General features: G+C 70.3%; 9 protein-coding genes. 8 read left to right on the top strand and 1 reads right to left on the bottom strand.

All coding sequences use genetic code 11. The features are described 5' to 3' along the window. Positions 1-30: 30 nt before the first annotated feature. The gene (gene moaA, locus F4X11_01985; protein MYN63792.1) at positions 31-1053 is read right to left on the bottom strand and encodes a GTP 3',8-cyclase MoaA; all 1023 of its coding nucleotides are present in this window, start codon (positions 1051-1053) and stop codon (positions 31-33) included. 244 nt (positions 1054-1297) lie between these two features. Here moaA and F4X11_01980 point away from each other — a divergent pair, with 244 nt between their 5' ends. The 8 genes from F4X11_01980 (at position 1298) to F4X11_01945 (ending at position 13077) form a co-directional block, all read left to right on the top strand. Next, positions 1298-2536 (top strand): histidine--tRNA ligase, encoded by a 1239-nt coding sequence (locus tag F4X11_01980; GenBank protein MYN63791.1) that lies wholly within the window; start codon positions 1298-1300, stop codon positions 2534-2536. 147 nt (positions 2537-2683) lie between these two features. Further along, positions 2684-4456, top strand: coding sequence for an aspartate--tRNA ligase (aspS, locus tag F4X11_01975; GenBank protein MYN63790.1), 1773 nt, complete (start codon positions 2684-2686; stop codon positions 4454-4456). Positions 4457-4626: 170 nt separating this feature from the next. Continuing rightward, on the top strand, positions 4627-5613 hold the full coding sequence (locus tag F4X11_01970) for a PhoH family protein (GenBank protein MYN63789.1): 987 nt from the start codon (positions 4627-4629) through the stop codon (positions 5611-5613). A gap of 112 nt (positions 5614-5725) precedes the next feature. Then, positions 5726-7423: an HlyC/CorC family transporter gene (locus F4X11_01965; protein ID MYN63788.1), complete on the top strand. Its 1698-nt coding sequence runs from the start codon at positions 5726-5728 to the stop codon at positions 7421-7423. After that, positions 7420-8313 (top strand): GTPase Era, encoded by an 894-nt coding sequence (locus F4X11_01960; GenBank protein MYN63787.1) that lies wholly within the window; start codon positions 7420-7422, stop codon positions 8311-8313. The genes F4X11_01965 and F4X11_01960 overlap by 4 nt, the downstream gene beginning before the upstream one ends. 122 nt (positions 8314-8435) lie before the next feature. Further along, on the top strand, positions 8436-9809 hold the full coding sequence (gene mgtE, locus F4X11_01955) for a magnesium transporter (GenBank protein ID MYN63786.1): 1374 nt from the start codon (positions 8436-8438) through the stop codon (positions 9807-9809). A 132-nt stretch (positions 9810-9941) separates the two neighbouring features. Next, entirely contained in the window at positions 9942-11744 is a 1803-nt protein-coding gene (locus F4X11_01950) for a PQQ-binding-like beta-propeller repeat protein (protein MYN63785.1), read from the top strand. A gap of 175 nt (positions 11745-11919) precedes the next feature. Beyond that, entirely contained in the window at positions 11920-13077 is a 1158-nt protein-coding gene (locus F4X11_01945; protein ID MYN63784.1) for a site-specific integrase, read from the top strand. The last annotated feature ends 99 nt before the right edge of the window (positions 13078-13176 follow it).

Genomic DNA, 13176 nt, shown 5'->3' with positions numbered 1-13176 from the left:
TCCCTGGGTCGCTCGTGCAGAACCGCTGTACTACCCGCCCCGCGTGTGCATCTCCAGGTGCGGTTCCTTCTGCAGCGTCTCGATCGGGATCAGCGGCTGGCGGTCGCCGGCGGCGAGCCGGACCTCGGCCCCGCGGTCGGTGCGGGCGGCCCAGATTTCGTCGATCAGCGTGCTCAGTTCCGCGCGTGACATCCCGGCCCGCAGCGGACCGCGCAGGTCGGTGCCTTCGCGCGCGTAGAGGCAGCGGTACCAGAGACCGTCGGCGGTCAGTCGGCTGCGGTCGCAGGATCGGCAGAACGGCTCGGTGGTCGACGAGATGATGCCGAATGTCTGGCCGTCGGGCAGCCGGAAGCGGTCGGCCGGAGCGGACGATACCTCCTCGATGGCCGTTACCGGTCCGAGCGCGTCCGCGATCGTCCGCAGCATCTCGGCCCGCGAGAGCACGTCCCGCACGGACCAGCGGGTGGCCCCGCCGACGTCCATGTACTCGATGAACCGCACTTCCGCGCCCGCCCGCCGGCCGTAGGCGAGCAGATCGACCAGCTCGTCGTCGTTGACGCCGCGGATGACCACGGTGTCGATCTTCAGGTCCGTGAAGCCCGCCTCCCGCGCCGCTTCCAGGCCGCGCTGCACGGCGGCGACGCCGTCGAAGCGGGTCAGCTCGCGAAAGCGGTCGGCGCGCAACGTGTCCAGGCTGACCGTGAGCCGATGAAGGCCTGCTTCGCGGAGGCCGGCCGCCTGGTCGGCGAGCAGCATGCCGTTGGTGGTGAGCGCGAGATCGCGGATGGCGGGTTTCCGCGCCAGCCGCTGAATCAGGTCAGGCAGGTCCTTGCGTAACAGCGGCTCCCCGCCGGTCAGGCGGACGCGGTCGGCGCCGGCGTCCGTGAAGGCGTCGACGAGCGCGCCGATCTCCTCGAAGGTCAGGATGTCCCCGCGCGGGAGCCAGACGTACTCCTCCTCCGGCATGCAGTACTCGCAACGCAGGTTGCAGCGGTCGGTGACGGAGATCCGCAGGCTGCGCAACGGACGATCGAACCGGTCGCGGGTGGCCATCGGCCCTTCATTATCGCATCCCCGCGGGCGCGCGCGGGCCGGAAGCGCCGCCGCCGCCGCACGAACCGCTCCCGGGTTGCTCCGCAGGGCCCGGCGCGCGACCTGTCGAACGCTCGGAGCGGGCTATAATCCTTGCGAGACGGCCATCCTCCGGCGCCGCGCGTGGCTCCGAAGTATTCGCGCGTGGCATCCACGCTCCGCGCGTGTCCCGTCCGCATCCGATGATTGCAGCGGTCCAGGTTCCATGATTCCGGCCATCCGAGGCACGCACGACATCCTGCCGGGCGAGATCGAGCGCTGGCAGCACGCCGAGAAGGTGATCCGCGACGTGTGCGCGCGCTACGGCTACCGCGAGATCCGCACCCCGGTCATCGAGCGCGAAGAGCTGTTCGCGAAGGGAACGGGGGAGACCACCGACATCGTCCAGAAGGAGATGTACGCCTTCGAGGACAAGGGAGGCGAGCGGGTCACGCTGCGGCCCGAGGCCACGCCGAGCATGGTGCGGGCCTACGTCGAGCATGCGCTCGAGCAGGCGCTGCCCACCGTCAAGCTGTTCGGCTTCGGGCCGATGTTCCGCTACGAGCGACCGCAGAAGGGGCGCTACCGGCAGTTTCACCAGCTCGACGTCGAGGTCTTCGGGGTCTCGGACGCAACGCTGGACGCCGAGGTCATCGAGATGGCGGCGGCCCTCGTCCGTGCCCTCGGCATCGAGGACGCGGAGCTGGTCGTCAACTCGGTCGGCTGCCGCGAGTGCCGGCCGGATTTCGGCGGGGCGCTGCTGGGGGCGCTCGGGGGGCGGAAGTCGAAGCTCTGCGGCGACTGCCGGCGGCGCGCGGACACGAACCCGTTGCGCATCTTCGACTGCAAGGTGCCGGCCTGTCAGCCGATCGTCGATGACCTGCCGCACTCGACGGACTATCTGTGCGATGGGTGCGACGAGCACTTCCGCAAGGTCACCGCCCAGTTGACGGCGCTGGAGCTGGATTACCGCGTCTCGCACCGGCTGGTGCGGGGGCTCGACTACTACGCGCGGACGACGTTCGAGGTGCTGGGCTCCGGCCTCGGCGCGCAGAACGCGCTGCTCGGCGGCGGGCGCTACGACGGGTTGGTGCGCCAGCTCGGCGGGCCCGACCGGGCCGGCATAGGGTTCGCCGCCGGCATGGAGCGGCTGGTGCTGGCCATGCCGGAAGGGCCCGGCGCGTCCGCGCCCGACGCCTTCGTGGTGGCGTTGGGCGAGGCGGCGCGGCCGGCCGCCCACGTGCTGGCCCGCGACCTGCGCCACGCCGGCGTGGCCACGCTGGTCGACTACGACGCCCGCTCGTTGCGCGCGCAGATGAAGCGGGCGGACCGGTCCGGGGCGCGCCGGGTGCTCATCCTGGGCGACGACGAGATCGCGCGCGGCGAGGTCACCGTCAAGGACATGCAATCCGGCGAGCAGGCGGCCGTGGCGCGCGCCGAGGTCGTGCAGCGCATGTCCGAGTGATGCGCGGCTGCGGCCGGCCGATAACATCCGATGGAGAGCGAGATCGGCGGCTGCCGGTTCGCCGTCGGCGCCGCAATGTGAGACGAAGAACGAGGCAGACGCATCCCGTCGTCGGCAGCGGGACGGCGCAGCGGGCAAGAGAAGACCGTGACTGAAGAGACACATTCCGTTCCGCGCACCCGCACCCACACCTGTGGCGAGCTCCGCCCGAGCGACGTCGGCGCCGATGTGGTGCTGATGGGCTGGGTCCACAAGATCCGCGACCTCGGCGGGCTGACTTTCCTCGACGTGCGCGACCGGCACGGGCTTACCCAGGTGGTGGCCCGCGACGGCAGCGAGGTGCTGGCGCGGATCAAGCAGGTGCGGCCCGAGTACGTCATCGCGGTAGCCGGGCCGGTGGAGCGCCGCTCCGAGGAGACGCTCAACCCGAAGATCGCCACCGGCGAGGTCGAGGTGGAGGCGCGCAGCCTCGTCGTGCTCAGCGAAGCGCGGACGCCGCCGTTCCAGGTCGACGAGGAGACCCCCGTTTCCGAGGAGGTCCGCCTGCGCTACCGCTACCTGGACCTGCGCCGCGCGCGAATGCGCGAGAACATCGGGCTGCGCCACCGCATCACGATGGCGGTCCGCAACAGCCTCGACGCCGACGGGTTCTGGGAGATCGAGACGCCGCTGCTCACCAAGTCGACGCCGGAAGGGGCCCGCGACTACCTGGTGCCGAGCCGGCTGCACGCCGGGGAGTTCTACGCGCTGCCGCAGTCGCCGCAGATCTTCAAGCAGATCCTGATGGTCTCCGGCATGGACCGCTACTTCCAGATCGTCAAGTGCTTCCGCGACGAGGATCTGCGCGCCGACCGCCAGCCGGAGTTCACGCAGATCGATGTCGAGATGTCGTTCGTCGACCAGGACGCCGTCTTCGCGGCGGTGGAGCACCTGATGCAGGCGGTTTTCCGCGTGGTGGACAAGGACGTGCCGGTCCCGTTCCCGCGCATGACCTACGACGAGGCGATGACGCGCTACGGCAGCGACAAGCCGGACCTGCGCTTCGAGATGCCGATCCAGGACGTCTCGGAGGTGTTCCGCGAGGGTCGCTTCAAGGTCTTCCGCGAGCTCGTGACGCGGGGCGGATCGGTCCGGGCGCTGGTGGTGCCGGGCGCCGGCCGGCAGTCGCGCGCGCAGATCGACAACCTCGTCGACGAGGCGCTGGCGCTGGGCGCGAAGGGGATGGTCTGGGTGCGGCAGTCGCCGGAAGGGGCCATCCAGAGCTCCATCCTGAAGGCGGCGGGCGAGGAGGCGCTGGCCCAGGTCGTCGAGACGGTCGGGGCGGGGCGGGACGACCTGACGCTGATCGCGGGCGGCAAGGGTTACGAGGCGCCGGTCCTGCTCGGCCAGTTCCGCCTGCGGCTGGGGCAGCGGGAGGGGCTGATCGACGAGGATCGCACGTCGCTGAGCTGGGTGGTCGACTTTCCCCTCATGGAGTGGAGCGAGACCGAGCAGCGGTTGGTGTCGATGCACCATCCCTTCACTTCGCCGCGGCCCGAGGATCTGGGCCGTCTGGAGGACGAGCCGGCCGCCGTACGCGCCCGCGCCTACGACCTCGTGCTGAACGGCAACGAGATCGGCGGCGGCAGCATCCGAATCCACCAGGCCGAGCTTCAGGCCCGCATCTTCCGGTTGCTGAAGATCGACGACGAGGAGGCGAAGGCCCGCTTCGGCTTCTTCCTCGACGCGCTGCAGTACGGCACCCCGCCCCACGGCGGCATCGCGCTCGGGCTCGATCGCATCGTGGCCCTGGTGGCCGGCGAGCCGTCGATCCGCGACGTGATGGCGTTTCCGAAGACGGCCGCCGCGGTGGATCTGATGGCGGGGTCGCCCTCGACCGTCGATCGCCGCCAGTTGCGCGAGCTGCACCTCGACGGTTAGGCGTCTGCGGCAAGGGCGTCCGAGTTTCGCGGCAGCGAGACTCCAACCCGTCCGCAAGGCGCCTTGACCTCCGGTCGCGGGCCGTGGTATCGATTGAACAGCCTTGCCGCACAGCCTTCTCACCCGTTACGGTGTCACGCGGAGTTCCGCCGCGGACTAGGGGAACTCCGATCGTTACACCCTCTCTCGTGAAGATCACCGTTCCCGACGAAGGGATCGAGACCCTGTTCGGCTCGCGCGACGAGAACCTCAAGCAGATCGAGCAGCAGTTCGACGTGCAGATCCGGACGGGCGGCAACGAGTTGCTGGTCACCGGCGATGCCGCCGGAATGGCGAAGACCGAGCGTGTCATCGGCCAGTTGACGGGACTGCTGCGCGAGGGCTACCGCTTCTCGCGCGAGGACGTGCGGCGGGCCTCCGAGATGGTGAGCGAGGACGCGCAGATCGACCTGCGCGATTTCTTCCTCAAGGCGCCTCTGCGGGCTTCGAGCACCCGGCAGGTGACGCCGAAGACGCTCGGCCAGCGCCGCTATCTCGACGCCATCGAGCGCCACGACGTGGTCTTCGGCATCGGGCCGGCGGGCACGGGGAAGACCTACCTGGCGATGGCGCAGGCGGTGGCCTACTTGACGTCCAAGCGAGTCAGCCGCATCATCCTGGCCCGGCCCGCCGTGGAGGCGGGCGAGAAGCTCGGCTTCCTGCCCGGGGACGTGCAGGAGAAGGTGAACCCCTATCTGCGCCCGCTGTACGATGCCCTGTACGACATGCTTCACAGCGACAAGGTGGGGCGCCTGATCGATCGCGGCGTCATCGAGATCGCGCCCATCGCCTTCATGCGCGGGCGGACCCTGAACGACGCGTTCGTGATCCTGGACGAGGCGCAGAACACCACGACCGAGCAGATGAAGATGTTCCTGACCCGCCTCGGCTTCGGCTCGAAGGCGGTCGTCACGGGCGACATCACCCAGATCGACCTCCCTGCCGGACAGACGTCGGGCGTGGTGCAGGCGTTGAGAGTGCTGCACGGCGTCGAGGGGGTGTCGATCGTGCACTTCACCGATCGCGACGTCGTGAGGCATCCGCTCGTGCAGCGTATCGTGAAGGCCTACGAGCGGTACGTTCCGGCCCCGGCCGGCGATTCCCCCGAATCTCCATGAGCATCGACGATCCGGATTCCGAACCCGACCCTGACCGGTCCCCGCGCCGTCATCTGCGCGTGGTGGTGACCGATGGGCGCGGTCGCGTGCGGCGTGCGGACCGCCTGCGCAGGTGGCTGACCGACGTGGCGCCGGCGGCGGCCGACGGGGAGGTGGTGATCGCGCTGGTCTGCGATCGCAAGATGCGGGATCTCAACCGGCGGTACCGCGGGGTGGACCGGGTAACCGACGTGCTCTCCTTTCCCGTCACCGACGAGACGGCGCCGGACGCCGGCATCGAGGCGGCCGAACGCGCGGCGGACGCCGGGGAGGGGCCGGACGGTTCGGCCGCGGCCGAGGTGGAGTCTTCGGAGCCCGTCGGCGGCGGGGCGCGGCATCTGGGCGACATCGTCATCGCGACCGGCGTGGCCCGCCGGCAGGCGCGCGCCGCGGGACACCGGTTCGGCGCCGAGCTGCGCTGTCTGGCCCTGCACGGCCTTCTCCATCTGCTCGGTTACGACCACGAGCGCGACACGGGACAGATGGAACGCCTGGAGCGGCGCCTGCGCCGTGCGGGAGGGCTCGCGTGATCCCGCTGGCGCTGTTCCTGCTCGCCTGCGCGACGGTCTACGTCGGGACGGTCGAGGCCGCCTTCACCACGCTGATGCGCCTGTCGCTGCGCCTGGGAGCGGAGCGGCGAGGCCGGCTCGAACGGCTCGGGTACCTGGACGATCCGCTGCGGCTGTTCGTGCCCGTGCGTGTGCTGCAGGGCGTGCTCGTCGTCGCGGTGACCGTGCTGTCGATGGCCGCGCTCGACGCGCGGGACTCGACCGCGGTGGCGCTCATGGCGGCGGGACTCGTTGCGTTCGTGCTCGTGTGCGGCTACGTGCTGCCGGTGGTCATCGTCCGCCGCGATCCGGAACGCGTGCTCGAGGCGCTGTTGCCGTCCCTCCGGGTACCGGTGGCCGTGCTGCAGCCGTTGACTCGTCCGCTGATACGGCTGCTGAGGCGGGCGAGCCGCCGGGTCGGCGCGGCGGCGATGGCCGGCGGCGGCCCCACAAAGGGGCGGGACGATCGCACGAGCGCGGACGGCCGGGCCGAGCTGGAGGAGCAGGAGGAACGGCGGTTGCTGCAATCGGTCGTCGAGTTCGGCGAGACCCTCGTGCGCGAGGTGATGACGCCGCGGCCGGACATCGTGGCCGTCAAGGCCGATGCGACGCTCGACGAGCTGCGCGCGCTGTTCACCGAGGAGCAGTACTCCCGGCTGCCGGTTTTCGAGCACAGCCTGGACACGGTCCTCGGGTTCGTCTTCGTCAAGGACCTCGTCACCCTGTCCGACACGCCGGGCGACGAGCGGGTCGTGGCCCGGCTGCTGCGGCCGGCGCACACCGTGCCGGAGACCAAGCGGGTCGCCGATCTGCTCAAGGAGCTGCAGCAGGCGCGGGTGCAGAGCGCCATCGTGCACGACGAGTACGGGGGGACGGCCGGGCTGGTCACCATCGAGGACGTGATCGAGGAGATCGTCGGGGAGATCCGCGACGAGTACGACGTCGAGGCGGATCCGATCGTGGACGAGGGCTCGGGCAGCTTCGTCTTCACCGGCCGGGTCAGCGTCGACGATCTGAGCAAGCGTCTCGACGTGATCATCGAACCGCAGGGGTTCGAGACGGTGGCCGGCTATCTGCTGGCCCGGCTCGGCCGCGTGCCCCAGGAGGGCGAATCGTTCGAGGTGGACGGGCTGAGCGTCGACGTGCTCGAGGCGGAGCGCCGCCGGCTGCATCGCGTCCGGCTCCGGCGCACCTCCGCGGCAGCGCTGGAGAGCCCGGCGTGAAGGCGGGCTACGCCTCGCTCATCGGCCGGCCCAACGCCGGCAAGTCCACCCTGCTCAACCGGATCGTCGGGACGAAGGTGGCGATCGTCTCCGACAAGCCCCAGACGACCCGCACCCGAATCCTCGGCGTGAAGCAGGGTACGGCGGCGCGCCCCGGCCAGATCGTCTTCGTCGACACGCCGGGCATCCACCGTCCGATGCACCGGATGAATGTCCGGATGGTGGACCACGCGGTCGAGACCATCACGCAGGTGGACGTGCTGGTCGTCGTGCTGGACGCGACCCTGCGGACGGGCAGGGGCGATCGCTTCGTGCTGGATCTGCTCGACCGGGCGACCGCGCCGGTCATTCTGGCCCTGAACAAGATCGACCTGCTGGCGAAGCGCCGGCTGCTGCCCCTGATGGACTGGTACCGGCAGCAGCGGGACTTCGCGGGTCTCGTGCCGATCTCGGCGTTGACCGGCGACGGCGTGTCCGCGCTGGAAGGGGAGATCTGGGAGCGCCTGCCGCCGGGGGAGCCACTGTTCCCGGACGACTTCGTGACCGATCAGCCGGAGCGCGTGCTGGTGGCGGAGACCGTGCGCGAGAAGCTGCTGCACGAGACGCGGGCCGAGCTGCCGTTCTCGAGCGCCGTCGTCGTCGATCGGTTCGAGGAGCCGGATCCGCGGGGTGTCCTGCGTCTGTACTGCTCGATCGTGGTCGACCGAGACACCCACAAGCCGATCGTGCTCGGCCGCGGCGGGGCGCGCATCAAGCGCATCGGCGTCGGGGCGCGCGAAGAGCTCGAGCGGGCGTTCGGGGCGCGCGTATATCTGGATCTGCACGTGCGGGTGCGCCCCGGCTGGCGGGAGAACGAGCGCATGCTGCGGGAGCTGGGCCTCGAACGATGACCGTCGCGCCGGCGGCCGGATCGCACGTGGTACAATGATGTGCTCAGTGTCTGGACCAGTGGGACAACGACCCAGCACCGGACTGCATCGCGCGAGGCCGAGCGACCTCGCGGTTCGGAACCATGCCGCCTCTCCGCCGAATCGACGTCGTGCTCGATTCAGTCAAGCGACTGCAGCGGATTGGTGCGACCGCTAACCTCGTCAACCTCCTCCAGAAGCAGCATCCGGCCGACCTCGCCGAGGTCCTGAGCGGGCTCTCGGACGCCGGGCGGCTTTCGACGTTCAACACCCTCGTTGCGCAGAACAGTCGTCTTGCGATGGAGGCGCTCAGCGAGCTCGACGCCGAGATCGGCGACGCGCTCCTGGCGAAGCGGCCTCCCGACGAGCTGGCGAAGCTGTTCCTGGAGTTGCAGACCGACGACGCGGCGGCGCTGATCGACCGGCTCCCGGACGATGTGTCGGCCGAGGTGCTCGCGCGGATGCGCCGCAAGGACTCCGGCGACGTACAGCACCTGCTGGCGTACGGCGACCAGACCGCGGGCCGCATCATGAACCCGGAGGTCTTCGCCCTCGCGGAGGACCTGACGGCGGGCGAGGCCATCGAGGCGCTGCAGCGCTCGCGCGAGGTGGAGATGGTCTTCTACCTCTACGTCGTCGACGAGCGGCGCCACCTGGTCGGGGTGGTGTCGCTGCGCCGCCTGCTCCTGGTGTCGCCGGAGACGCCGCTCAAGCGGATCATGACCTCGGAGCTCATCAAGGCTCGCGTCGACACCGATCAGGAGGAGGTCGCGCAGGAGGTCGCCAACTACAATCTGCTCGCGATACCGGTCGTCGACGACGAGAACAAGCTGGTCGGCATCATCACCGTGGACGACGTCATCGACGTCATCAAGGACGAGGCGACCGAGGACATCCTGCGTCTGGCCGGCGTGCCGGCCGACGAGCACGTCTTCACCTCGCCCTGGGAGGCGTGGCGCAAGCGGCTGCCGTGGCTGGGCGTGAACCTCGTGGCGGCGACCCTGGCCGCGCTCGTGGTGCGCGAGTTCCAGGGGACGGTGGAGCAGGTCATCGCCCTCGCGGCGCTCATGACCGTGGTGGCGAGCATGGGCGGCAACGCGGCGACGCAGACGCTGACGGTGATCGTGCGCGGCATCGCTCTCGGCGAGCTGACCTGGAGCAACTCGCGGCGCGTGCTCGGCAAGGAGGCGCTGGTCGGCGTCGCCAACGGCATCGTGCTCGGAGGGGCGGGCGCCGGCGTGGCCTGGGGCGTTTTCGGCAACCCGTACCTGGGCGCCATCCTGGCTCTGGCGATGGTGATCAACCTGCTCGTGGCGGCCATCGCCGCGACGCTGATCCCGATCGCGCTGCGGGCGTTGAAGATCGACCCGGCCCTCGCGTCGGCGGTGTTCATCACCACCATGACCGACGTGTTCGGCTTCTTCGCCATCCTCGGGCTGGCGACGGCGTTCCTGCCCTACCTGCAGCGCGGCCTGTAGCCGCTCTCACGCTTCAATCGCGGCACACAGGCGGATTCGGTCGTGACCCTGCGGCTCCTCGGCCGCGGGGCCTATAATTCTCCTTCCGCTGTCGAACGCCTGTCTTCAGCCTCCGTTCGCGGGAGTTTCCAGATGTCTCGATCTCGATCCGTCGCACCGTTCATGCCGGTGGCCTTCGTCGCGGCCGTGGTGCTTGCGGCCGTTCCGCAGCCGGCCGACGCGCAGTCCGACGACGACTTCGTGCCGGTCACGGACGCCATGCTGCAGGATCCCGATCCCGGGGACTGGCCGATGTGGCGCCGCACCCTCGACGGGTGGGGCTACAGCCCGCTGGATCAGGTGACGCGCGAGAACGTCGGCGAGATCCGGCTCGCCTGGTCGCGGGCCCTGATGGCCGGCACGCAGGAGGTGACGCCGCTGGCCTACGACGGCGTGCTCTACATGCCGAACGGCAGCGATGTCATCCAGGCCATCGACGCGGCGACCGGCGATCTGGTCTGGGAGTATCGCCGGGATCTGCCGGAGGACGTCTACGAGTACGTCGGCGGCAACGCCCGCAGCATGCGGAACATCGCCATCTACGACCGTTTCATCATCAACGTCAGCGACGACGACTACGCCTACGCGCTCGACGCGACGACCGGCGAGATCGCGTGGGAGACGCGGATCTTCGACTACCGGGAGATACCGGCGGGACACAGCTCGGGTCCGATCATCGCCGACGGCCGGGTCATCTCCGGGCGGAGCTGCCGGCCGCGAGGCGGGCCGGAGTCGTGCGTGGTGGTGGCGCACGACGCGCTCACCGGCGAGGAGCTGTGGCGGCGGCGGACCGTGCCGGCCCCGGGCGAGCCGGGGGACGAGACCTGGGGCGGCGTGCCCTACGCGGAGCGCGTGCACGTCGGCTCCTGGATGCCCGCCAGCTACGATCCCGAGTTGCGCCTGATCTACCAGGGCACCTCCGTCACCTCGCCGGCGCCCAAGTTCCTGCTCGGCGGGGTGGAGAACAAGCACCTCTACCACAACTCGACGCTGGCTCTCGACGTCGAGACCGGCGAGATCCGCTGGTTCTACCAGCATCTGAACGACCATTGGGACCTGGACCACCCCTTCGAGCGCCTGCTCGTCGATACGGCGGTCGCACCGGATGCCGACGCGGTGAGCTGGATCAACCCGCGCATCCAGCCGGGCGAGGTCCGCAAGGTGGTGACCGGGGTGCCGGGCAAGACCGGCCTCGTCTATACCCTGGACCGGGAGACGGGCGAGTTCCTGTGGGCGCGGCCCACCGTCGCGCAGAACGTGATCAGCGACATCGACGGCGCGACCGGCGCGGTGACCGAGAACGCCGAGGTCACCTTCACCGCGCTCGGGCAGGAAGTGCTGGCCTGCCCCACCTGGGCGGGCGGCAAGGACTGGGAGGCCGGCGCCTACAGCCCGTTGACGAACACCATGTACATGCCGCTGCGCAACACCTGCGCGCGGATGCTGGCCACCGACAACGTACGCAGCGAGCGGGCGCGGGCGCTGACCGCCGGCGGCCAGGGCGGGCTGGAGATCTACGCGCTCGCCGCGCGGCACCAGTTGACTCCCGGGACCGACTACCTGGGCACGATCCACGCGGTCTCGGCGGAGACGGGCGAGACGGCCTGGGTGCACGAGCAGCGGGCGGCCACGATGCCGCTGATGGCCACCGGCGGCGGGTTGATCTTCGCGGGCGACGTCAACGGCCGGTTCAAGGCGCTCGACCAGGAGACCGGCGCGGTGCTCTGGGAGATCAATTTGGGCTCGCCGGTGGTCGGATTCCCAATCGCCTACGCGGTCGACGGGCGCCAGTACGTGGCGGTCAATACCGGCGCCGGCGGCGGCACCAACCGTCGGCTGACGCCGGAGCTGCGACCGAGCGTGGGGAGCACGCTCTTCGTGTTCGCGCTGCCTTAACGCTGTCTCTGGTCCGTATCAGTCCGAATCTGTAGAAACATGTGGGTTTTCCTGCGTAATTTCAGGGAATAGCCAGCCTCCGGGGTCCATGCCGGTCCGGATCGATCCGCCCGAATCCGAGCCTTGATTGTGGTCGTACCGTGGGTGTACCATTTCGGTCCAAGGAGGCGGGTCAATGGAGAGACTGACCGCCAGACGGGCCGAGACGCTGCGGAAGCCGGGCCGGTACCGGGCAGGCGACACGGTGTACCTGGTCGTGGCCAAGGGCCGGACGGGCCGGGTCAACAAGCGCTGGGTGCAACGGCTTCACGTCCAGGGGACGCGGCGCGACATCAGCATCGGCACGTACCCGGCCGTCACGCTGTCGGAGGCTCGGGAGCGGGCGCACGACAACCGCCTGACGGCGAAGCGGGGCGGGGACCCGTCCGGGCGCGCGTCGACCGTGCCGACGTTCGCGGACGTGTCGGCCAAGGTCGAGCGCGGGGGCCAGTGGCGCGGCCAGACCCGGGAGACGCGGCGGCGGACCCTGGCGCGGTACGCGGCGCGTCTGATGGGCCGGCCCGTCGACCAGATCGACCGGGCGGCGGTGCTCTCGGTGCTCGGGCCGGTGTACCGCGACAAGCCGGCGACGGGCAAGCTCTTGCGCGGTTGGGTCCGTGGCGTGCTCGCGGCGGCGCAAGCTCTCGGCCATGTCGACGTGAACGCGGCGGGCGAAGTGATCGACGCGGCGTTGCCGAAGAGCCCGAAGGCGCGGGCGCATCGGCGGGCGTTGCCGTACGCGGACGTTCCCGCGGCGCTGGTGGCGGTCGAGGCGTCGGGGGCGGGTCCGGCCGCCAAGGCGGCGATTCGTTTCACGGCGCTGACGGCGGTGCGGTCGGGCGAGGCCCGCGGGGCGACGTGGGGCGAGGTCGACCTCGAGGTGCGGGAGTGGCGCGTACCGGCCTCGCGGATGAAGGCGGGGTCGGAACATCGGGTGCCGTTGTCGGCTGCGGCTGTGGCGGTGCTGGAGGGCATGCGGGCGCATTCCGACGGCGCGGCCGACTCGTTGATCTTCCCTGGTGTGGGCGGGCGTCCGCTCAACGGCGGCACCTTGGTCATTGCGCTGCGGCGAGCGACGGGTACGGATGCGGACGTTCACGGTTTCCGGTCGAGCTTCCGGACGTGGGCGGCGGAGCGTTCCGGTGCGACGCGGGACGTGGCGGAGCTGGCCCTTGCGCACGTGGTGGGCGGGGCTGTCGAGCGGAGTTACGCGCGCAGCGATCTGTTCGAGCAGCGTCGGGTGCTGATGGAGCGCTGGGCGGCGTTCGTGACCGGGCCGGCGGCGACGCGGTAACGGTTGTTGGGGGCTCCCCTGGTCGTGTCGCCAAGCGGGGTGGGGGGGGGGGGTCGAAGGAGCCTCCCGCCCGCGGGGGTGCTGCGGTCTTCCCGTGGG

This window comes from Acidobacteriota bacterium, assembly GCA_009861545.1.
GTDB lineage: Bacteria > Acidobacteriota > Vicinamibacteria > Vicinamibacterales > UBA8438 > WTFV01.
This window is presented reverse-complemented; position numbering and strand designations above follow the sequence as displayed.